The organism is Hydrogenophaga soli, assembly GCF_054777695.1.
The window spans coordinates 344,605-366,902 of the sequence record NZ_BAAHAK010000001.1; the positions used below are offsets into that span (position 1 = coordinate 344,605).

At 64.5% G+C, this 22,298-nt stretch carries 18 protein-coding genes and 1 pseudogene; 5 read left to right on the plus strand and 14 right to left on the minus strand.

All coding sequences use genetic code 11. The annotated features are described in order from the left end of the window. Nucleotides 1-55: 55 nt before the first annotated feature. The 7 genes from ACYVB7_RS01560 to chvE form a co-directional block, all read right to left on the minus strand. Nucleotides 56-694, minus strand: a complete 639-nt coding sequence (locus ACYVB7_RS01560; protein ID WP_460504795.1) for a 2-dehydro-3-deoxy-6-phosphogalactonate aldolase — start codon at nucleotides 692-694, stop codon at nucleotides 56-58. Then, entirely contained in the window at nucleotides 691-1,641 is a 951-nt protein-coding gene (locus tag ACYVB7_RS01565) for a 2-dehydro-3-deoxygalactonokinase (RefSeq protein WP_460504796.1), read from the minus strand. Before ACYVB7_RS01565 ends, ACYVB7_RS01560 begins: the two co-directional genes overlap by 4 nt. Next, complete coding sequence (locus ACYVB7_RS01570; protein WP_460504797.1) at nucleotides 1,638-3,083, minus strand: aldehyde dehydrogenase family protein; 1,446 nt, start codon at nucleotides 3,081-3,083, stop codon at nucleotides 1,638-1,640. The genes ACYVB7_RS01565 and ACYVB7_RS01570 overlap by 4 nt, the downstream gene beginning before the upstream one ends. A 34-nt stretch (nucleotides 3,084-3,117) precedes the next feature. Further along, complete coding sequence (locus ACYVB7_RS01575; RefSeq protein WP_460504798.1) at nucleotides 3,118-4,047, minus strand: dihydrodipicolinate synthase family protein; 930 nt, start codon at nucleotides 4,045-4,047, stop codon at nucleotides 3,118-3,120. A gap of 8 nt (nucleotides 4,048-4,055) precedes the next feature. Next, on the minus strand, nucleotides 4,056-5,249 hold the full coding sequence (gene mmsB / locus ACYVB7_RS01580; protein ID WP_460504799.1) for a multiple monosaccharide ABC transporter permease: 1,194 nt from the start codon (nucleotides 5,247-5,249) through the stop codon (nucleotides 4,056-4,058). A 1-nt stretch (nucleotide 5,250) separates the two neighbouring features. Further along, entirely contained in the window at nucleotides 5,251-6,783 is a 1,533-nt protein-coding gene (mmsA, locus tag ACYVB7_RS01585; protein WP_460504800.1) for a multiple monosaccharide ABC transporter ATP-binding protein, read from the minus strand. A gap of 76 nt (nucleotides 6,784-6,859) precedes the next feature. Further along, complete coding sequence (chvE, locus tag ACYVB7_RS01590; protein ID WP_460505111.1) at nucleotides 6,860-7,894, minus strand: multiple monosaccharide ABC transporter substrate-binding protein; 1,035 nt, start codon at nucleotides 7,892-7,894, stop codon at nucleotides 6,860-6,862. A gap of 194 nt (nucleotides 7,895-8,088) precedes the next feature. Here chvE and ACYVB7_RS01595 point away from each other — a divergent pair, with 194 nt between their 5' ends. Next, nucleotides 8,089-9,087, plus strand: coding sequence for a LysR family transcriptional regulator (locus tag ACYVB7_RS01595; protein WP_460504801.1), 999 nt, complete (start codon nucleotides 8,089-8,091; stop codon nucleotides 9,085-9,087). Here ACYVB7_RS01595 and ACYVB7_RS01600 read toward each other — a convergent pair. Next, complete coding sequence (locus ACYVB7_RS01600; RefSeq protein ID WP_460504802.1) at nucleotides 9,062-9,850, minus strand: SDR family NAD(P)-dependent oxidoreductase; 789 nt, start codon at nucleotides 9,848-9,850, stop codon at nucleotides 9,062-9,064. The two genes, ACYVB7_RS01595 and ACYVB7_RS01600, sit on opposite strands and share 26 nt — an antisense overlap. Nucleotides 9,851-9,988: 138 nt before the next feature. Between ACYVB7_RS01600 and ACYVB7_RS01605 the strand changes: the two genes are divergently transcribed. From ACYVB7_RS01605 to ACYVB7_RS01620, 4 genes are read left to right on the plus strand one after another with little or no spacing between them, the layout of a single operon-like run. Beyond that, nucleotides 9,989-11,713: an IlvD/Edd family dehydratase gene (locus tag ACYVB7_RS01605; protein WP_460504803.1), complete on the plus strand. Its 1,725-nt coding sequence runs from the start codon at nucleotides 9,989-9,991 to the stop codon at nucleotides 11,711-11,713. Further along, entirely contained in the window at nucleotides 11,713-12,609 is an 897-nt protein-coding gene (locus ACYVB7_RS01610; protein WP_460504804.1) for an SMP-30/gluconolactonase/LRE family protein, read from the plus strand. Before ACYVB7_RS01605 ends, ACYVB7_RS01610 begins: the two co-directional genes overlap by 1 nt. Nucleotides 12,610-12,644: 35 nt before the next feature. Continuing rightward, a complete protein-coding gene (locus tag ACYVB7_RS01615; RefSeq protein ID WP_460504805.1) occupies nucleotides 12,645-14,195 on the plus strand; it encodes a methyl-accepting chemotaxis protein in 1,551 nt (516 codons plus the stop codon). 12 nt (nucleotides 14,196-14,207) lie between these two features. Next, nucleotides 14,208-15,164, plus strand: coding sequence for an aldose 1-epimerase (locus tag ACYVB7_RS01620; protein ID WP_460504806.1), 957 nt, complete (start codon nucleotides 14,208-14,210; stop codon nucleotides 15,162-15,164). 130 nt (nucleotides 15,165-15,294) lie between these two features. Here the strand turns inward: ACYVB7_RS01620 and yjfF are convergent, their stop codons facing one another. The 6 genes and pseudogenes from yjfF to ACYVB7_RS01650 form a co-directional block, all read right to left on the minus strand. Continuing rightward, nucleotides 15,295-16,269, minus strand: coding sequence for a sugar ABC transporter permease (yjfF, locus tag ACYVB7_RS01625; protein ID WP_460504807.1), 975 nt, complete (start codon nucleotides 16,267-16,269; stop codon nucleotides 15,295-15,297). Then, nucleotides 16,266-17,336: an ABC transporter permease gene (locus ACYVB7_RS01630; protein WP_460504808.1), complete on the minus strand. Its 1,071-nt coding sequence runs from the start codon at nucleotides 17,334-17,336 to the stop codon at nucleotides 16,266-16,268. Before ACYVB7_RS01630 ends, yjfF begins: the two co-directional genes overlap by 4 nt. Next, nucleotides 17,333-18,883, minus strand: a complete 1,551-nt coding sequence (locus ACYVB7_RS01635; protein WP_460504809.1) for a sugar ABC transporter ATP-binding protein — start codon at nucleotides 18,881-18,883, stop codon at nucleotides 17,333-17,335. Before ACYVB7_RS01635 ends, ACYVB7_RS01630 begins: the two co-directional genes overlap by 4 nt. A gap of 73 nt (nucleotides 18,884-18,956) precedes the next feature. Further along, the gene (locus ACYVB7_RS01640; protein WP_460504810.1) at nucleotides 18,957-19,922 is read right to left on the minus strand and encodes an ABC transporter substrate-binding protein; all 966 of its coding nucleotides are present in this window, start codon (nucleotides 19,920-19,922) and stop codon (nucleotides 18,957-18,959) included. Nucleotides 19,923-20,196: 274 nt separating this feature from the next. Continuing rightward, nucleotides 20,197-20,964, minus strand: coding sequence for a hypothetical protein (locus tag ACYVB7_RS01645; RefSeq protein ID WP_460504811.1), 768 nt, complete (start codon nucleotides 20,962-20,964; stop codon nucleotides 20,197-20,199). Between the two features lie 653 nt (nucleotides 20,965-21,617). Next, nucleotides 21,618-21,998: pseudogene (locus ACYVB7_RS01650) on the minus strand (DUF4440 domain-containing protein); the annotation flags it as partial. Nucleotides 21,999-22,298: the final 300 nt, after the last annotated feature.

A 22,298-nucleotide genomic window follows, 5' to 3' on the forward strand; every position in this document is an offset into this window, starting at 1 on the left:
TAAAAATGGCCTCTAGCGCTTTATTTAAAAGCGCAAGCAGCTATCATTTTTGAGTTTACGGCTGGCACGCTTGCCAGGCCTGCATGTACTCGCGCCCGCGGGCCAGCACCTCGGCGGGGGTCATGCCCGGGGTGTACAGGCGGCTGCCAATGCCAAAGCCCGTGGCCCCGGCGGCTCGCCACGCGGCCATGCTGTGCGGCTCCACGCCGCCCACAGGCCACACGTCGGTGCCCGCGGGCAGCACCGATTTCAGGGCTTTCAAGCCACCGTGGCCCACCATTTCGGCGGGGAAGAGCTTGAGGGCGTGGGCCCCCGCTTTCAACGCGGCAAAGGCCTCGGTGGGCGTGGCCACGCCGGGCACACACAGCAGGCCCCGGGCGGCGGCGTGGGCAATCACCTGCGCATCGGCGTTGGGCGACACCATCAGGCGGCCACCTGCGGCCACCACCGCGTCCACATCGGCTTGGGTGAGCATGGTGCCGCCGCCCACCAGGGCTTCAGCGGGTAGGTGGTGGGTGAGGGTTTCGATGCAGGCCAGCGCGCCCGGGCGGTTCAGCGGCACCTCCAGGGTGCGAAAACCGCTTTCCCACAGGGCGTCGCCCACGGCCTGGGCCTCGTGGGGTTGCAGGCCACGCAGGATGGCCACCAGGGGGCATTGGCGGGCTTGGGCCAGCCGATCGAGGGCGAGGGTCATGACAGCCGTCCTGCCTGTTGGAAGTGGGCCAGGGCACCGAGGTAGGCGGCCTGGGCGTCAATGGGGGCGAAGGCAAAGCCCAGCACCGCAGCGGCGGCCTGGTAGCGGGTCGCCAGTGCCGGGGAGCCAATGAGCTTGAAGCCGTCGGCAAACGCGCGGCCCAGGCACTGATCGACCGTGGGGCTGAGCACGTCGGCCAGTTCGGCCCCGATCAGCAGCCCGCTCAGGTACGAGCGGCTGTGGGCGGCGGGCATGTCGCCGCACACCACGCGGGCGCGGCAGCCAAACAGCTGGTGGCCCAGCGGGCCATGGCGGGCGGCCTGCACGCCCGCGGCAAAGGCGTCGTCGTTCCACACCGGCTCGGCCTGTCGGGCGGCGGCGGCCAGGGTGCCGTGCTGGCCCAGCAGGTCGAACAGTTCACCGGTCATGTGGGTGCGCAGGTGGACGATGCGGCCTTGTTCCAGCTTGACCCACTTGCTGTGGGTGCCGGGCAGCACAAACCAGCCGCTGTGGTGCCCCAGGGCGACAGCGCCCAGCAGCTGGGTTTCTTCGCCGCGCATCACGTCGGGCTGGCCATGGGCGTCGCGCACGCAGTAGCCGGGCACGATGCCGGTGGGCACGCCCGTGTCGGCATCGTGCACGGTCACCAGGTGACGGGGCAGGTCGGTGAGGGGCACGCTGGCGTCGAGGTAGGGGGCCTCGTGCCAACCCAGGGCACTGCCCACCATGCCCGACAGCACCACCTGCCGGGGCTGGGCCTTCAACTGCTGCAGGGCACTGGCCAGCGCCGGGGCAAACCGGCCTTGGCAGGGGAGGGCACCCAGGTCATCGGCCAAGGTGTCGGTGCACGTTCCGTGGTCGTCCAGCGCGTAGGCCCGGCGGTGGGTGGTGCCCCAGTCCACCCCCACCAGTCCCGTGCGGGGCGGCGTGTGTGTGGTTTCGCTCATGCCTGCACGTAGGCGGTTTTGACGGTGGTGAAAAACTCCTGGGCGTAGCGGCCTTGCTCGCGAGAGCCGTAACTGGAGCCTTTGCGTCCGCCAAAGGGCACGTGGTAGTCCACCCCGGCGGTGGGCAGGTTGACCATGACCATGCCCGCCTGGGCATGCCGCTTGAAGTGGGTGGCGTGTTTGAGCGAGGTGGTGGCAATGCCGGCGGACAGGCCGAAGGGCGTGTCGTTGGCCACGGCCAGGGCTTCGTCGTAGTCCTTGACGCGGATGACGCTGGCCACGGGGCCGAAGATTTCTTCGCGGTTGATGCGCATGCCCGGGGTGCTGTCCACCAGCAGGGCCGGGGCCATGTAGTGGCCGGGGGTGGCAAGGGTCAGGCGTTCGCCACCCACCAGCAGGCGGGCGCCTTCGGCCTGGCCAATGGCCACGTAGGACAGGTCTTGTTCCAGCTGCGGCAGCGAGGCCACGGGGCCGATGTCCACCCCGGCCTGGCAGGCGTCGCCCACCTTCAGGCGGGCCATGCGGGTTTGCATGGCCTCGATGAATTGGGGGTAGATGCCTTCGGTCACGATCAGGCGGCTGGAGGCGGTGCAGCGCTGGCCGGTGGAGTAGAAGGCGCTTTGCACACACAGCTCGACGGCGGTGTGGAGGTCGGCGTCGTCCAGCACCACCTGGGGGTTCTTGCCGCCCATTTCCAGCTGCACTTTTTTCAGGCCCTGGGCACAGGCCTGGGCAATGCGCTGGCCCACGCCCACCGAGCCGGTGAAGCTGATGGCGGCAATGCCGGGGTGGTTGACCAGGGCGTCGCCAATGACGCTGCCCCGGCCCATGACCAGGTTGAACACGCCCGGCGCAATGCCGCTGCGGTGGATGATGTCGGCCAAGGCCCAGGCGCAGCCGGGCACCAGGTCGGCGGGTTTGAACACCACGCAGTTGCCGTAGGCCAGGGCTGGGGCAATCTTCCACGCCGGGATGGCGATGGGGAAGTTCCACGGGGTGATGAGGCCCACCACGCCCAGCGGCTCGCGGGTGACTTCCACGCCGATGCCGGGACGCACCGAGGGCAGCACTTCACCCGCCTGGCGCAGGCATTCGCCCGCAAAGAACTTGAAGATGTTGCCCGCACGGGTGGCTTCGCCAATGCCTTCGGGCTTGGTCTTGCCTTCTTCGCGGGCCAGCAGGGTGCCCAGCTCCTCGCGGCGGGCCAGGATTTCGGTGCCGATCTTGTCCAGTGCATCGGCGCGGGCCTGGATGCCGCTGACCGACCATGCGGCAAAAGCGGCCTGGGCGGCGGCCACGGCCGCATCCACCTGCGCGGCGTCGGCCTGGGCGTATTCGCCGATCACGTCGTTCAGGTTAGACGGGTTGATGTTGGGGGCCCATTGGGCCGATCCAACCCATTCGCCGCCGATCAGGTTGGGGTGTTGTGCGAGGGAGGTCATGGAGGTGGGGGAGTGAGACTGCCGAGGGAGGGGATCAACGGCCCCAGCGCAGGACCATGGGGTCCAGGCGGCGGGCCACGTCGATCAGCCCGGCGCGGGTGTCCGGGTGCATGGCGGGCAAGGGGTGGCGCGGCGCTTCACAGGCGATGATGCCGCCTTCGCGCATCAGCGACTTGGCCGCCAGCAGACCGCATTGGCGGTTTTCGTAGTTGATGAGGGGCAGCCACTGCTGGTACAGGGCCATGGCCTCTTCGCGCTGACCGGCGGCAAAAGCGTCCACGATGCGGCGGATGCCGTCGGGGTAGGCCCCGCCCGTCATGGCCCCGGTGGCCCCGGCGTCCAGGTCGGGCATGAGGGTGATGGCTTCTTCGCCATCCCACGGTCCTTCAATGGCGCTGCCGCCCAGGCGGATGAGTTCGCGCAGCTTGGAAGCCGCCCCGGCCGTCTCGATCTTGAAGTAGGCCACATGTTCGATCTCGCGGGCCATGCGGGCCAGGAAGGCGGCCGACAGCGGGGTGCCCGCCACCGGTGCGTCCTGGATCATGATGGGGATGTTGATCGCGTCGGACAGGCGGGCGTAGAAGGCGTAAACCTGCTCTTCCGACACGCGGAAGGTGGCCCCGTGGTAGGGCGGCATCACCATCACCATGGCGGCCCCCAGGGCCTGGGCCTGCTGGCTGCGCTCGATGCAGACCTGGGTGCTGAAGTGGGTGGTGGTCACGATGACGGGCACGCGCCCGGCCACGTGGGCCAGGATCTCGCGGGTCAGCACGTCGCGCTCGGCGTCCGACAGCACAAACTGCTCGGAGAAGTTGGCCAGGATGCACAGGCCGTTGGAGCCTGCGTCGATCATGAAATCGACGCAGCGCTTCTGGCTGGGCAGGTCCAGCTCGCCGGACTCGGTGAAGGTGGTGGGCACCACCGGGAACACGCCCCGGTAGCGGGCAGGGGTTGCAGCAGACATGGCCACGCTCATTTCTGTTTGTTGTAGACGTCCACACACACGGCGGCCAGCAGCACCAGGCCCTTGATGACCTGTTGCCAGTCGATGCCAATGCCCATGATGGACATGCCGTTGTTCATGACGCCCATGATGAAAGCGCCGATCACGGCCCCCAGCACCTTGCCCACACCACCCGAGGCCGATGCGCCACCGATGAAGCAGGCGGCGATCACGTCGAGTTCAAAGCCCAGGCCCGCCTTGGGGGTGGCGGTGTTGAGGCGGGCGGCAAAAATCAGCCCGGCCAGCGCGGCCAGCACCCCCATGTTGATGAAGGTGTAGAAGGTCAGCCGCGGGGTGTTGATGCCGGACAGGCGAGCGGCTTTTTCATTGCCACCCAGGGCATAGATGCGACGGCCCAGCGTGGTGCGCGAGGTGATGAAGTCGTAGATCAGCATCAGCACCATCATCACGATGAGCACGTTGGGCAGGCCCTTGTACGACGCCAGCAGGTAGCTGAACAGCACGATCATGGCCACGAACACCAGGTTCTTGAGCATGAAGAACACCACGGGCTCGTTGTCCATGCCGTGTTTGCTGCGGTTGGCGCGTCCACGCACCTTGGCCACCAGCATGATGACGGCGGCCACCAGGCCCAGCACCAGGGAGGCGACCCGCAGGTTTTCACCCGCGAAGGGGTCGGGAATGAACCCGGTGCTCAGCAGCTGGAACTCGGGCGGGAACGGACCCACCGACGCGCCTTGCAGCACAGCCAGGGCCAGCCCCTTGAAGACCAGCATGCCCGCCAGCGTCACGATGAAGGACGGGATCTTGTAATACGCCACCCAATACCCTTGGGCGGCTCCGATCACGGCACCCAGCACCAGACAGATGGCCGCGGCCAGCACGAAGTGCATGTTGTATTCGACCATCAACACCGCGGCCACCGCCCCGATGAAGCCGCACACCGAACCCACGGAGAGGTCGATGTGGCCGGCCACGATGACCAGCAGCATGCCCAGCGCCATCACGATGATGTAGCTGTTTTGCAGGATGAGGTTGGTCAGGTTGAGGGGCTGGAACAGGGTGCCATCGGTCTTGATCTGGAAGAAGATCATGATGACCACCAGGGAAATCAGCAGCCCGTATTCCCGCATGTGGTTCTTGAGAAAGGCCAGGCCGCCACGGCTTGCCTGGGGCTGTTCGACCGTCTGAGGGGTGGTCATGTCAGTGGACTCCTGATGTCACGATGGAACGCATGATTTTTTCCTGGGTGGCTTCGGCCCCCGGGAACTCGGCCACGAACCGGCCTTCGTTGAGCACGCAGATGCGGTCGCACATGCCCAGCAGTTCGGGCATTTCAGAGGAAATCATCAGCACGCATTTCCCTTGCGCCGCCAGCTGGGCGATGATGGTGTAGATCTCGTACTTGGCCCCCACGTCAATGCCGCGGGTGGGTTCGTCGAGGATCAGCACCTCGGGGTTGGAGAACAGCCATTTGCTCAGCACCACCTTTTGCTGGTTGCCGCCCGACAGGTTGACCGTGTGGGCATACACGTGCGGGCTGCGGATGTTGAGCTTTTTCCGGAAGTCCTCGGCCACACCGAATTCGCGGCCTTCGTTCACCACGGCGCGGCTGGACACCGCATCCAGGTTGGCCAGCGTGGTGTTCCAGGCGATGGTTTCCTCCAGCACCAGGCCATATCCCTTGCGGTCTTCGGTCACGTAGGCAATGCCGTTGTGGATGGCCTTTTGCACCGTGCTGGTGTCAATGACCTTGCCATGCAGGCGCACTTCACCGCTGATGTTGCGTCCGTAGGTCCGGCCAAAAATGCTCATGGCCAGTTCGGTGCGGCCCGCGCCCATGAGGCCGGCAATGCCCACGATTTCGCCGCGGTGCACATGCAGGTTCACCCCTTTGATGACCTGGCGCTCGGTGTGCTCTTCATGGTGAACCACCCAGTTGCTGACCTCGAACACCTTTTCGCCGATGTTCGGGGTGCGGCGCGGGTAGCGGTCGGCCATTTCCCGGCCCACCATGTGGCGGATGATCAGGTCTTCGCTCACCGCCTGGGCCTTGCAGTCCAGCGAGGTGACGGTCATGCCGTCGCGCAGCACCGTGATGGCGTCGGCCACCTTGGAAACCTCGTTGAGCTTGTGCGAAATGAGGATGCAGGCGATGCCCTGGGCCTTGAGGTCCAGCAGCAGGTTCATCAGCGCATCGCTGTCGGTTTCGTTCAGGCTGGCGGTGGGCTCGTCCAGGATGAGCAGCTTGACTTGCTTGGACAGCGCCTTGGCAATTTCCACCAACTGCTGCTTGCCCACCCCCATGTTGGTGATGAGGGTGGACGGCGACTCGTGCAGGCCCACCTTGTCCAGCAGCGCCTGTGTCTTGACGTAGGACGCGTTCCAGTCGATCACGCCATGTTTGGCCTGCTCATTGCCCAGAAAAATGTTCTCGGTGATGGACAGCAGGGGCACCAGCGCCAGTTCCTGGTGGATGATGATGATGCCCAGGTGCTCGCTGTCCGCAATGCCCCCGAACTGGCACGGTTGCCCTTGAAAACGGATTTCGCCTTCGTACTCACCATGGGGATACACCCCGCTGAGCACCTTCATCAGCGTGGACTTGCCCGCGCCGTTTTCGCCCACGATGGCGTGGATCTGACCGGGTTGAACGGTCAGGTTGACGTCGCTGAGTGCTTTCACGCCATGGAAGGACTTTTTGATTCCCCGCATCTCCAGAATGGGATTCGTCATGTGGCCTCTGCGTGCTGTGGAAACGAAAAAGGCCCTGCGCTTGTCGGCACAGGGCCTCTCGGGAGGGAGCGAAGGCTTACTTCAGTTGTTCAGCCTTGATGTACCCGCTGTCCACCAGCACTTGCTTGTAGTTGGACAGGTCCACGCTCACCGGCTTGAGCAGGTAGGAGGGCACCACCTTGACCTTGTTGTTGTAGGTCTTGGTGTCGTTGATTTCCACCTTGCCGCCGCTCAGAACGGCGTCCACCATGTTGGCCGTGACCTTGGCCAGTTCACGCGTGTCCTTGAAGATGGTGGAGTACTGTTCCTTGCGCAGGATGGACTTGACGGAAGGCACTTCGGCGTCTTGTCCAGACACATAAGGCATGGGTTGCGAGGCAGAGCCGTAGCCCACACCCTTCAGGGCGGACAGGATGCCGATGCTGATGCCGTCATACGGAGACAACACGGCGTCCACGCGGGCCTTGCCGTAGTAGGCGGACAGCAGGTTTTCCATGCGGGCCTGGGCCACGGCACCGTCCCAACGCAGGGTGGACACCTTGCTCATGCCGGTCTGCTTGCTCTGCACCACCAGCTTGCCCTTGTCGATGTACGGTTGCAGCACCGACATGGCACCGTCGTAGAAGAAGAAGGCGTTGTTGTCGTCAGCGGAGCCACCGAACAGTTCAATGTTGAACGGACCCTTGCCTTCCTTCAGGCCCAGGGCCTTTTCCAGCGACTGGGCTTGCAGCACGCCCACTTGGAAGTTGTCGAACGTGGCGTAGTAGTCCACGTTCTTGCTGCCCACGATCAGGCGGTCGTAAGCGATGATCTTGATGCCCTTGTCCGCGGCCTTTTGCAGGGCGTTGGTCAGCGTGGTGCCATCGATGGCCGCAATCACCAGGACCTTGGCCCCTTTGGTGATCATGTTTTCGATCTGTGCCAGCTGGTTGGGGATGTCGTCTTCGGCGTATTGCAGGTCAGCCTTGTAGCCTTTGGCGGCCAGGGCGGTGACCATGCTGTTGCCGTCGCTGATCCAGCGGGTGGAGCTCTTGGTGGGCATGGACACCCCCACCAACCCTTTGTCCTGAGCCTGAGCCACCGGTGCAACCAGGGCAAAACCCAGCGCCATGCTGGCGGCCAGTGCTTTCAATGCGGTACGACGTGCTTTCAAAATAAGTCTCCAGTTGATGAGGCCAAGGATCATCTTCGCCGACGGTTTTTCCCATCGGGACAGATACCGCATCATATGGACAATAAGGATAGTTTTCTAATATAGTTTGAGCCGTATTCGATACCTAAATTAATATTGGAGTAAACCCCGATATGGCGGTCTCTGCGCATTGGCTCCTTCGGGCGCGCCTCAAAACCCGTCAGCTTCTGCTGGTGGTGGTGTTGGCCGAAGAAGGCAACATCCACCGTGCGGCTCAGGTGCTGAACATGACGCAGCCGGCGGCCTCCAAATTGCTCAAGGACTTGGAGGACACCCTGGGGGTTCAGCTGTTCGAGCGCTTGCCCCGCGGCATGCGCCCCACGTGGTACGGCGACACGCTGATCCGCCATGCGCGGGCGGCGTTGTCCAGCCTCAATCAGGCCAACGAGGAGTTGCAGGCGGCCAAGGTGGGGCAGTTTGGTCAGGTGCAGGTGGGGTCCATCACCGCGCCTGGCCTGGCGTTGTTGCCCCCCACGGTGGCGGCGGTGAAGCAGGCGCATCCGCACCTGCACATCAGCATCCAGATCGACCCCAGCAACGTGTTGATCGACAAACTCAACCGAGGGACGCTCGATTTGGTGGTGGGGCGGCTGTCTGCCGAGCACGACCAGACGGACCTGCGCTACGAGGTGGTGGGCGAGGAGCCGGTCACGGCCGTGGTGCGTCCGGGGCATGCGCTGCTGACGCGTTCGCCCTTGCAGTTGGCCGACACCCTGGAGTGCGGCTGGATCGTTCCGCCCGCGGGCAGTGTGCTGCGGCATCGGTTTGACCTGATGTTCCAGGAAATGAACCTGCCGCAGCCGGTCAACCGGGTGGAGACCAGTGCCTTGCTGTTCGTCACCAAAATGATGCAGCAAAGCGACATGGTCAGCATCATGTCGGCCGACGTTGCCCGTTACTACCAGGCCCATGGTTTGCTGTCCATCCTGCCGTTGTCCTTGCCGTGTGACATGGAACCCTTCGGGTTCATCACCCGCCGGGATCGCCTGTTGTCACCGGCTGCCCTGGTGATGCTGCGGGCGTTGAAGGCGTCGGCCACCACCGTGTACGGCAAGACGTTCGAGGGGGACGACGCCCTGGGTGGGATCAGTTCCAGCCTGCGTCGACCTTGAACTCCTGGGCGGTGCACATGGCACTGTCGTCCGAGCCCAGGAACAGCACCATGCGTGCAATGTCCGAGGGCTGGAGCTTGTCGGGCAGGCATTGGTTGCGTTTGATCTCGGCTTCACCTTCGGCGTTGAGCCACATCTTGATTTGCCGTTCCGTCATCACCCAGCCGGGGGACACGGTGTTGATGCGGATGCGATCGGCCCCCAGGCTGCCCGCCAGCCCACGGGTCAGGCCGTTCACCGACGATTTGGCCACCGCGTAACACGGGTAGCCACTGCCCTTGGTCTGCCAGCCGGTGGACCCCAGGTTGATGATGGAGCCCCCACCCAGGCGGCGCATGCCGGGCACCAGGGACTGGATCGCAAAAAAGGCTGGGCGCTGGTTCACGGCCATGCGTTCGTCCCAGTATTCAGGTGTGACCGACTCCAGTGTGTGGCGGTCGTCCCGGGCCACGTTGTTGACCAGCACGAAAAAGTCGCCCAATTCCTGAACCGCCTCGGCCAGGGTTTGTTGCAACGCGGGCACATCGCGCACGTCGCAGGTGCGCCACCACACGGGCGGGTGTCCTTCGCTGGCCAGTTGTGCGGCCAGTTCGGCGCTGGCCTGCTCCGCCACGTCCACAAAGGCCACCTGGGCGCCTTGCTGTGCGAATGCTGCGACGATGGCCGCGCCGATGCCGGTGCCGCCGCCGGTGACGAACACCCGCCGACCTCGCAGGCTGGGGTACTGGGCCAGTTGGCGAAGGGTGTTTGCGGGTGTGCTCATGGTTTGCTGCCTTTTTTCAATTGCAAATTTAATATGTCGCGTGAATAAAAAATCATTTTCTATTATCACTATGCATGGTTAGCATCCCCCTTGTCAAGAATTCGAGGGCAACCTCTCACCCCACAAGGCAAGCCATCCATGGAAGACCCCAAGCACCCGTTTCGCCGCAGCCAAGCCTGGTTCGGAGGCAAAGACCGCGATGGCTTCATGCACCGCAGCTGGCTCAAAAACCAGGGCTACCCCCACGACTTGCTGGATGGTCGCCCCATCATCGGCATCTGCAACACCTGGAGCGAGCTGACCCCGTGCAACGGCCACTTCCGTGAGCTGGCCGAGTTCGTCAAACGCGGTGTCTACGAAGCGGGCGGTTTCCCGCTCGAATTCCCCGTCATGTCCTTGGGCGAAACCCAGTTGCGCCCCACCGCCATGCTGTTTCGCAACCTGGCCAGCATGGACGTGGAGGAAAGCATCCGTGGCAACCCCATCGACGGCGTGGTGCTGCTCATGGGCTGCGACAAAACCACCCCTTCGCTGCTGATGGGTGCCGCCAGCTGCGACATCCCCACCATCGGCCTGTCGGGTGGCCCCATGCTCAACGGCAAGTTCCGTGGCAAGGACGTGGGCTCGGGCACGGGCGTGTGGCAAATGTCGGAAATGGTGCGTGCCGGTGAAATGACCATGGAAGAGTTCACGTCCTGCGAAAGCGACATGCACCGCTCCAGCGGCACCTGCATGACCATGGGCACGGCATCCACCATGGCCTGCATGGTCGAATCGCTGGGCATGTCCCTGCCGGAAAACGCCGCCTTCCCCGCCGCCGACACACGCCGCAAGCGCCTGGCCCAACTGACGGGGCGGCGCATTGTGGACATGGTGAAGGAAGACATGCGCATGTCCCGCATCCTGACGCGCCAAGCCTTCGAGAACGCCATCCGCACCAATGCGGCCATTGGCGGCTCCACCAACGCCGTGATCCACCTGCTGGCCCTGGCCGGGCGCATTGGCGTGGACTTGAAGCTGGAAGACTGGGACAAGATCGGTTCCCAGGTCAACAACATCCTGAACCTGCAACCCTCGGGCAAGTACCTGATGGAAGACTTCTGCTACGCCGGGGGCCTGCCTGCCGTCATGCGCGAAATCTTGCCGCTGCTGCACGGCGACGCCATCACGGTCAATGGCAAGACCGTGCGCGAGAACGTGGAAAACGCCCCTTGCTACAACCGCGAAGTCATCAAGACCGTGGCCGAGCCCTTCATGCCTGCGGCTGGCATTGCCGTGGTGCGCGGCAACCTGGCTCCGGACGGCGCGGTCATCAAGCCTTCGGCGGCTTCGCCCCACCTGCTGACCCACCGTGGGCGTGCCGTGGTGTTTGAAAACATCGAGGAATTCCACGCCAAGATTGACGACCCCAACCTCGACATCGACGAAAACTGCGTCATGGTGCTCAAGAACTGCGGCCCGCGCGGTTACCCCGGCATGGCCGAAGTGGGCAACATGCCCCTGCCCCCGAAGGTGCTGCAAAAAGGCATCAAGGACATGGTGCGCATTTCCGACGCCCGCATGAGCGGCACCGCCTACGGCACCACCGTGCTGCACACCAGCCCCGAAGCCGCTGCAGGCGGCCCGCTGGCCGTGGTGCAAAACGGCGACATGATTGAACTCAACGTGCCTGAGCGCCGGTTGCACCTGGACATTTCCGACGAAGAGCTGGCTCGCCGCCTGGCGGCCTGGCAAGCACCGGAAAAGCCCAAGCGCGGCTGGTACAAGCTGTACGTGGACCATGTGCAGCAGGCCCACCTGGGGGCCGACCTCGACTTTTTGGTGGGCAAAAGCGGCGCCGACGTGCCGCGGGACTCCCACTGATGCCCGCCCCACAGGTGCTGGAAGGCCCGCGTTGCGTGTGGGCCGCGCAGGCGCAGCTGGGCGAGGGCACGCTGTGGTCGGTGCGTGAACAGGCGCTGTACTGGGTGGACATCCTGGGGCACCGCCTGCATCGGTATGACCCGGTTTCAGACGACTGCCGTTCGTGGCCGTTTGACGAAGAGATTTCGGCGGTGGCCGAGCGAGCCCAGGGGCCCGGCTTGTTGGTGAGCCTGCGCCACGAACTGGCCTTTTTCAATCCGGCCACCGGCGAGCTGCAACGCCAGCACCAACCCGAACCGCATTTGCCGGGCAACCGCTTCAACGACGGCAAGTGCGACGCGCAGGGACGGTTCTGGGCCGGCACCATGGACTTTGCGTGCCACGACCCCACCGGCTCGCTGTACCGCTACCAGGGGGGCGACCAGTGCACCCGCATGCACGGAGGCTTTGCGGTCACCAATGGCCCCACCTGGTCGCGTGACGGGTGCACCCTGTATTTCAACGACACGGTGCGCGGCCGCGTGCACGCCTTCGATTTCGATCCCGTCACCGGGGCGTTGAGCCGTCCCCGGCTGTGGCTGCAATTGGCCGACGGGGATGGTTTCCCTGACGGCATGACCACCGACGCCCAAGGGCGGCTGTGGTTGGCGCGTTGGGGCGCGGCCTGCGTCACCTGCCACGATCCCGTCAGCGCCGAAGAATTGGCCCGCATCCACTTGCCCACCAGCCACATCACGAATTGTGCGTTTGGGGGTGCAGATTTATGCACAATGTTCATCACCAGTGCGCACACGGGCCTCACACCTGAGCAACTGGCAGCCCAACCGCTGGCGGGGGGGCTGTTTGCCGTGCGCCTGGACAGCCCGGGCCGACCTGCACACCTGTTTGCCGGTTGACGCGGAAGATCGCTTTTTGCCATTCGGAACCTGGTGTGAATTTTCAAAACCTCCGCATCTCCACCCTGTTGACCGCCACATTGGCCTTGCTTTCGGCGTTGTTGTGCGCCGTGGTGGGTGTGGCCGTGTTGCAAATGAAATCCATGAACGATGGCACCTTGGACATCACCGAGCATTGGTTGCCGGGGGTGGAGCAGGTGGCTGCCATGCGGTATGGACTGTCGGCCTTGCGCACCCAGGAAACACAACACGTGCTCAACACCGACGACGGGTCCATGGCCAACGTTGAAAAGGCCATCGGCGAGACCTTGGCCGCATTCGAAACCGGGCACCAGGCGTTTGTGCAAACCCTGCGCACCGACGAAGACCGGGCGCGCCACGATGCGTTTGCGACGGAGCTTCAGCGCTACCTGACCACCAGCCGCCAGATCGTGGACATGTCCACCAAGCGCGAGAAGTTCTCCGCCCGCAAGCTGTTGGAGGGCGAGTCGAAAAAGCAATTCGAGCAGGTCAACGCCGCCTTGCAACGCCTCACTGAGCTGAGCCACCAAGGCGCCCAGCAGGCCAGCACCAACAGTGCTGCGGCCTATGCCTCGGCCAAAGGCACCCTGCTGGGTGTGTTGGCCTTGTGCCTGGCGCTGGCGGTGGGGGCCGGGGTGTGGCTGGTTCGGGCGGTCTCCGGGCCGTTGAACCAGGCCGTGCAGGTGGCGCGGCAAATTGCCCAGGGTGACCTGTCGCAGACCGTGACGGTCACCAGCAGCAACGAAACCGGGCAGCTGTTGAGTGCCCTGAAGGACATGCAGGAAAGCCTGGTGAATGTGGTGGGGCAGGTGCGTGACGGGTCCGAGCTTGTGGCCACCGCCAGCGCCGAGATTGCCCAGGGCAACCACAACCTGTCGGCCCGCACCGAGCAGCAGGCCAGTGCCTTGCAACAGACCACGGCGTCCATGGAAGAGTTGGGGGGCATGGTCCACCAGAATGCCGAAAGTGCCGTACAGGCCAACCAACTGGCCCGTACCGCCTCCGAAGTGGCGCACCAGGGTGGGCAGGTGGTGGGTGAGGTGGTGCAGACCATGCGGGGCATCAGCGAAGCGTCCCGCCAGATTGCCGACATCATCGGTTTGATCGACGGCATCGCCTTCCAGACCAACATCCTGGCGCTCAACGCCGCGGTGGAAGCGGCGCGTGCCGGGGAACAAGGCCGGGGTTTTGCCGTGGTGGCCTCTGAGGTGCGCTCGCTGGCCCAACGCAGCGCGGCGGCGGCCAAGGACATCAAGGAACTGATCGACGTCAGCGTCACCCGGGTGGAGCAGGGCACGGCGCTGGTGGATCGGGCGGGCCACACCATGGAAGAAGTGGTCAGCGCCATTCAGCGCGTGAGCCAGATCGTGGGCGAAATCAGCTCGGCCAGCTCTCAGCAGGCCACGGGCGTGGCCCAGGTGGGCGAAGCCATCGGCCAAATGGACCAGACCACGCAACACAACGCGGCCATGGTGGAAGAAATTTCCGCCGCAGCCGCCAGCCTCAGAACCCAGGCGCAAGACCTGGTGGACGCCGTGTCGGTGTTCCGCCTGGCCGCGCGCTGAACCCAGACAACCATGACACACCCTCGCGCCGACGACGTTCATCCCATTCACTGGTTGGAGCACGCCGGACAGCGGCTGGGGGTGGTGCCTTCCCTGGGCGGGGGCGTGGCCGCTTGGCAGTGCCAAGGCGCGGCCCGTGCTGCCGATGCCGCACAGGCGGCCGAATGGCTGGACCTGTGGCGCCCCTGGGCGGGCGACTCGGACCGCTACACCCTGGCCTCGTTCCCCATGGTGCCCTGGTCCAACCGCATCGGGCAGGGAGGTTTTGAACACGACGGGGTGTTCCACCCGGTGGCCCTCAACCGTGCGGGCGAACCGTACCCCATCCATGGCGACGGTTGGCTGCAAGCCTGGCGCGTGGTTCAACCCTCGCCCGACACGCTGGAAATGCACCTGGAGTCCCGCCATTTCCAGGACAACCCCTACGCCTACCAGGCCGTGCAGCGTTTTGTGCTGCTGGAGGGCGGCATGGACCAGACCTTGACGGTCACCCACACCGGCCCCGGCTCGCTGCCCTACGGTCTGGGGCAGCACCCCTGGTTTTTGCGTACCGCGGACACCCGCCTGCAAACCCAGGTGGGTGGGGTGTGGCTCAGTGGGGCTGACCCCATGCCCACCGCGCACACCACCGACTTCCCCGCTGGATGGGACCCCCGTGAGGGCATGCCCGCCATCGGGGCACCCATGGACAATGTGTACACCGGGTGGTCGGGGCAGGGCCGCATCGACTGGCCCGAGCGGCAGCTGTCCCTCACCCTGACCGTGCCCGAGGTGCACAACCGGGGTGCTCACGATGGCTACAGCCTGGTGTACCGTCCGCCCGTGAGCGTGAACCCGGCGTTTTGTTTCGAGCCGGTCACCCACCCCATCGACGCCTTTCACCAGCCCGAGCAGCCGGGGCTGCGGGTGCTGCACACCGGCCAGAGCCTGACGCTGCAGGCGCAATGGCGTTTCCGTGTGGGTGGCTGATCGCCGCCAGGATGTGGCTGGCCCCGCGCCGGGTTGGCCAGATGCGGGATCGTGTTTGAGTGGGTTGCTATATTATTTATAGCTTCTTACGCTTATTGTTAAAGCGCTAGAGGCTGTTTTTTCTTGAGACTCAGGCCGACGCCTTGTGTCCTGTTTCGAACACCCGTTGCAGCACGCAGAACACAAACAGCAGGGCCCCGATGACGATGCGGGTCCACCACGAGCTGAGCGAGCCGTCAAACATGATCAGCGTCTGGATCATGCCCAGCGTCAGCACCCCGAACAGCGTGCCAAACACATAACCCACGCCGCCGCTGAGCAGCGTGCCGCCGATGACCACCGCGGCAATCGCGTCCAACTCCAGCCCCAGGGCGTGCAGGCCATAACCCGACAGCATGTACAGCGTGAACACCACCCCGCCCAGCGCCGAGCAAAAGCCGCTGAAGGTGTAGACCAGCACCGTGGTGCGCGCCACCGGCAAACCCATGAGCGTGGCCGAGTGTTCGTTGCCGCCAATGGCGTACACCGTGCGGCCAAACTCGGTGGCATGGGCCACGTACAGGGCCACCGCCAGCACCGCCAGGGCCAGCAAGGCGCTGAGGGACAGCGCGGCATCGTCCCACAGCGCAATGCGCACCTGCGCCAGGGCGGTGTAGTCCTCGTCGGTGATGCTGATGGAGTCGATGCTGATCAGGTAACACAGGCCCCGGGCCAGGAACATGCCCGCCAGCGTGACGATGAAGGGCTGCAGCCGGAACCGCTGGATCAGCCAACCCATGAACGCGCCCAGCGCCGTGCCCATCAGCAACACCAACGCCGTGGCCAGCCAGGGGTTCCAGTGGTGTTTTTCCACCAGCGAGGCCAGCACCATGGTGGACAGTGCCACCACCGAGCCCACCGACAGGTCAATGCCCCCGGTCAGGATGACAAAGGTCATGCCCACCGCCACGATGATGAGGAAGGCGTTGTCGATGAGCAGGTTCAAAAACGCCTGCGCCGAAAAGAAACCGGTGTACGACACCGAGCCGAAGGTGGCCATGGCCGCAAACAGGGTCAACGTGGCCAGCAGCGGCAGGTATTTGGCGTGGGCAAAGCGAGGCTTCATGTGGCACCTCCCGTGTGTTGGGGGCGCACCACCCAGCCGTGCACCGCGCGGCGGAACTCGGCCGATTGCAGCAGCATCACCCCAAACACCACGGCGGCCTTCACCACCAGGTTGATTTCGGGCGGAACGCCAATGGAATAGATGGTGGAGGTCAGGGTCTGGATGATCAACGCCCCCACCAGGCTGCCCGCCAGGCTGAAGCGACCGCCGGTGAGCAAGGTGCCCCCCAGGGTGACGGCCAGGATGGCGTCCAGCTCCATCAGGTTGCCGGCGTTGTTGCCGTCGGCGCTCTTCACGTTGGAGCTGATGATCAGCCCTGCAATGCCTGCGGTGAGGCCGCAAAACGCGTACACACACAGGCTGATGAGGCGCTCCCGCACCCCGGCCAGCCGGGCCGCGGCGGGGTTGATGCCAATGGCCTGGATGAACAGGCCCAAGGCCGTTCGCGTCACCAGCAGGTGCACCACCCCGAACACCCCCAGCGCAATGAACAGCGCAAACGGCAGCCCCCACAGGTAGCCGTTGCCCACGTAGAAGTAGGGGGCGTAGTACACGGTCACGATCTGTCCGCCGGTGATGAGCTGTGCAATGCCACGCCCTGCCACCATCAGGATCAAGGTGGCGATGATGGGTTGCAGGCCGATGCGCGTCACCAGCAGGCCGTTCCACAGGCCGCAGGCCAGCGCCACCAGCAGCGCACACGCAATGGCCAGGGGCATGGGAAAGCGGCTGACGTGGGTGGGCACGCCGTCTTGAATGACCAGCGTGCCCCCGATCATCAGCGCCGCCACCGAGGCGCTGATGGCCACCACCGCACCCACCGAGATGTCGATGCCGCGGGTGGCAATCACCAGGGTCATGCCCATGGCCACCAGCATCAAGGGGGCGGCGCGGTTGAGGATGTCGATGACGCTGCCGTACAAATGCCCATCGCGCCACTGCAGCATCCAAAAGCCGGGGTTCAGGCTGGCGTTGACCACGAGGATGAGGCTCAAGGTGAGCAGGGGCCACAGCAGCGGGTGGGCCCGCAGGCGAGCCCATGGGGTGTCGTGGGGGGCGGCGCTCATGCGTGCCCCGCAATCAGTGCGTACACCGCTTGTTCGTCCGAGTCGCCGGGCAGTTCACCCACCTTGGCGCGGTCGCGCAGCACCACGATGCGGTCCGACACCCGCACCACCTCGTCCATTTCTGACGAGATGAACAGCACGGCCATGCCCTGTTGGGCCAGCGAGAGGATTTCATTCATGATTTCTTGCTTGGCAGCGATGTCGATGCCCCGGGTGGGTTCGTCCAGGATCAGCAGTTGGGGCCGCGTGGCCAGCCAGCGCGCCAACACGGCCTTTTGCTGGTTGCCCCCTGAGAGTTGGCCCATGGGGGTGTCCACGTCGGCGGTCTTGATGCCCAGCGCCTTCACGTAACCCTCGGCCAAGGCCGTTTGCTGCGCACGGCCAATGCAGGGCCACAGCCCCTGGCGGGCCTGAAGGGCCAGCACGATGTTCTCGCGCACCGACAACTCGGCCACGATGCCCTCGGCCTTGCGGTCTTCCGGGCACAGGCCCAAGCCCAGTCGGATGGCGGTGGCTGGAGAGTCGAGGTGCACCTCGCGCCCGTCAATGCGGACACTGCCGCCGTCGCTGCGGTCCAGGCCGAACAGCAGGCGGGCCAGCTCGGTGCGGCCCGACCCCAGCAGCCCGCCCAGGCCCACCACCTCGCCGCGGCGGATGTCCATGTCCATGGGTTTCACATGGCCCCGTCGGCTCAACCCCTGGGCCTGCAACCAGGCGGGGGCCGTGGCGGGCTGTGCGGTGGCGGCGTCCAGGCTGGCCGGGGTGTGTGGCATGGGGGCCAGTTCACGGCCCACCATGGCGGCAATCAGGGCGTTGTGGCCCAGCTCGGCGGCGGGGTATTCACCCACCAGTTCGCCGTTGCGCAGCACGGTGATGCGGTCGCTCACGGCGTACACCTGGTCCAGGAAGTGGGTGACAAACAGGATGGCCATGCCCTGCGCACGCAGCTGGCGCAACACGCCGTACAGGCGTTCCACCTCGTCGTCGTCCAGGCTGGAGGTGGGCTCGTCCAGGATCAGCACCTGGGCCGAAATGGCCAGCCCCCGCGCAATGGCCACCATCTGCTGCACGGCCACCGAGTGGGTGGACAGGGCTTGGGTGACGTCAATGTCCAGGTTCAGGCGGGCCAGCAACTCGCGGGCCTGCTGGTGCATGCGCCCCCAGTCAATGCCCCAGCCACCCCGCCAGCTGTGGCGGGGAAAGCGCCCGGCAAAGATGTTTTCAGCCACCGACAGGTTGGGGCAGAGGTTGACCTCCTGGTACACCGTGCTGATGCCCAGTTGCTGCGCCTGCAGCGTGGAGGTGGCGCGGATGGCCTGCCCGTTGAGCCGCATCTCGCCCTGGTCCGCCGGATGGACCCCGGTCAACACCTTGATGAGGGTGGATTTGCCTGCGCCGTTCTGGCCCATCAGGGCGTGGATTTCGCCGCCATAGAGGCGCAGATCCACACCTCGCAGGGCATGAACGGGTCCGAATTGTTTGGCCACGCCCGACAGCTCCAGCACCAGACGGGGGGCTGTGGGGGGTGACACCGAAGGGTGTGTCATGGCGTTCCTGCCGCGTCATGTGCAATCGCCGCCCGGCCACGGGGCCGGGACCGTGCCCGATGGGTCAAGGCGATCAGTACTTGCGGTTGGGGAACTCTTTGGCCGCCACTTCCATGGGGAAGATGCCTTCTTGCGTCACGATGCGGCGGGGCAGCGTCTTGCCAGCCATCAGGTCCTTGACGGCGGCCATCAGCTGCGGGCCCAGCAGGGGGCTGCACTCGACCGACACGTCCATCTTGCCGGCGATCATGGCCTCGAAGGCGCCCTTGACCGCGTCGACGGAGATGATGGTGATGTCCTTCACCGGCTTCAGCCCCGCTTCCTCAATGGCCTGGATGGCGCCAATGGCCATGTCATCGTTGTGGGCGTACAGCACGTTGATTTTCTTGCCCTCGGCCTTCAGGAAGGCCTCCATCACCTCCTTGCCCTTGGCGCGGGTGAAGTCACCGGTTTGCGAGCGGATGATCTTGATGCGCGGCTCGGCCTTGATGATTTCTTCAAAACCCTTCTTGCGGTCGATGGCCGGACCCGAGCCCACCGTGCCTTGCAACTCCACCACGTTGATGTCGCCCTGGGTGTTCTTCACCTTCTCCAGCAACCAGCGACCGGCTTTGCGGCCTTCTTCGGTGAAGTCCGAGCCCATGAAGGTGACGTACAGCGAGGTGTCCTTGGAGTCCACTGAGCGGTCGGTGAGGATGACCGGGATCTTGGCGGCCTTGATCTCCTTGAGCACCGTGTCCCAGCCCGACTCGACCACGGGCGCGAACGCAATCACGTCCACCTTCTGGGCGATGAAGGAGCGCAGCGCCTTGATCTGGTTTTCCTGCTTTTGCTGCGCGTCCGAAAACTTCAGGTCAATGCCTTCCTTGGCGGCGGTTTCCTTGATGGAGTTGGTGTTGGCGGTGCGCCATTCGCTTTCGGCCCCGATCTGGCTGAAGCCCAGCACGATTTTTTTCTGTGCAAAGGCATGCAAGGGCAGGGTGGCGGCCACGGAAGTGGCCAGCAGTGTGTTGAGGACCGTGCGACGGTTCTGGGTCATGGCGTTGTCTCCTGTTGGGTTTGTCGGCGGGCAGAAAAGACCTTGTGAAGCCGCCCGCTTGCGCTTTCACAACCTGTTCCGCTGCCACATCAAACGCCCGCAGGGGGCTCCACACGACACCGGAAAGTGACGCATGGTATGAACCATTATTGATATGCGTCAAATATTGATTTAATACCTTGACATATCAAAAAATAGATGGATTTGGCCGACGCAGTCCAGCGGCTTCTCTCGCCAGACGCAGGGCCTGTGCTGGGCCTCGCCGTGGAACCACTCAACCAAACTTTTTGACAATGGCGTCACGGCCACTCAAATAGTTTTCAAGGTAGGCGGGTGGCAAGCTGTTGAAAGCCGACTCCCGCCCATTCGGATCTCGATAGACCGTGTGCAGGTTTTCGGTGCTGGCGATGCTGTCGAACAGGACCTGTTTGTGCTGACGAAGCACCTCGCGTGCATATTGCGGGCCGCTGGCCACACCGACATTGGACTTCTTCCTGATTTCCGCATCCACCGCTTCATTGGAGACAGGGCTGAGGGCGAATGCGGCTTTCAGCTTGGCCGGAGCCCGCAGGGGCGCACCGGGTTCTTGGGTCGCGGTGATCAAAGGCTGTGTGGGGTTGCTTCTCTCGCCATAGGTGTGTACTTTTGGCAGGCCTTGCCAGGGGTCCACCACCACGGCATGGTCGCCGGCCTGCGGCGCACGCCAATCCCCCACGATCACCAGGCTGTGCTCGCCCGATTCCATCACCTTGAGCACCGGCTGGTCCCGTGGGTGGCGCTGGAATTCCGCAAAGACCATTCTGGCGAATTCACCGCAATTGCCCCCACCCGTCTCCTTGGTGGCCTTGACCTGTTGGTCCTGGCTGGCTTGTTCATCGACACGGCTGCGGCACATTTCCTTGCGCATCCAACTGCGTCCGCCACTCATCCAGACATGGGCCGCTTGATTCCCCGGACCATCCGGAAAGGTTTCAAAGGCGGTTTTCAACAGAATGTCGTGCGCCAAAGACATCCTGTCGAACGTCTCGGCAGACACCTGCATGACCTCTTTTCCATGTCGCCCCGCCGACAACGCATCGAGGCGCGGATCGTCGGCGTTCGACAGCGACACATACCGACGGGGGGCGGTCGAACTGTCGGCTGAGGAGGGGGGTGGGCGGCGGCTCAGCTCATGCCATGGCAATTGCCCCGGTGCGGGGGTGTTGCGAGGCGTCCTTTGCAAAGGGTCTTCGCGGATCGTGGGCGCATGAGAACCGCCGACACCACGGGCGCATGTGTTTCCCATCGTCTTTCCCTCTCAAGAAGCAGGAAAAGCCATTGGGCAGCATGGGTTTTCAATCCATGGGTTGTGGGCGAACGAATGCGTCGAAATGCGACGTCCGGGCGCAGGTCAAAGGCCTGGGAAAGGGGGCCTCACTGCGCTCGCACGAACCATTTCCTTCAACGCGTGGTTCATTAAAAATGATAGCTGCCAGCGCTTTAAATGAAAGCGCTGGAGGCAATTTTTCTTATGAATAATCCAATGCGCCTCGGCCCACCTGTGCCTTGCTTGGATCGGCAGGGTTGGCGGGTGTGGCGGCTTCAGTGCGCGGGCGCTTTGGCCGCCGCCTTGGGGGCGGCCTTGGCGGGGGCCGGGGTGTGGGCGTCCGCGGCGGGGGCGTGGACCGGGGCGGCCTCGGGGGGCGGTGCCACGGGTTCGGGCATGCCCGACGAGTGGTGGCTGGTGATCAGCCACTGCCCGTTCACGTAACCGTAGGTGTAGCTGTAGCGGGCGTTGACCACCTTGCCCGTCTTGAAGAAGGTGAAGGTGTACAGCCCGGCGTCCAGCGCCGTGTTGCAACCCACCTGGATGAAGCGCTGGTCGATCTTGCCCACCGGGCCGTCGTGCAGAAAGTGCACGAAGTAGTCGATTTTGTCCTCCACCGAATAACGCGGCTTGTTGGACACCGTGGGCAGCAGGAGGGAGTGGGGGGCGTAGTTCTCCACCACCTTGCGCGGGTCGTGGGTCATGAGTGAGGCGTTCCAGCGGTCAAACAGCTGGGCCACCTGCGACTCGGTGATGGGGGCGCAATTCATGGTGTGGCCGCCCCCCCCCGAAGGGGTTGACGCGTGCATGGGCATGGGCGCGACCATCGGTGCCACAGGGGGTGTGGGTTGGGCATGCACCGTGGCAGGCGCGGTCGGCGCAGGGGCCGTCGGGGCCGGGGCCACCACGGGGGCTGCGGCGTTGGTGGCGGCGGTGGCGTAGGGCATGGTCAGGGGGCGCTGGGCGCAGCCCTGGAGCAAGGCGGCCACGGCGGTCAGGGAAACAAAGGCAAGGCGGGACATCGGGGCTCCTGGGTTGAACGGTGGCATTCTTGTCCATCACTTCGGCCA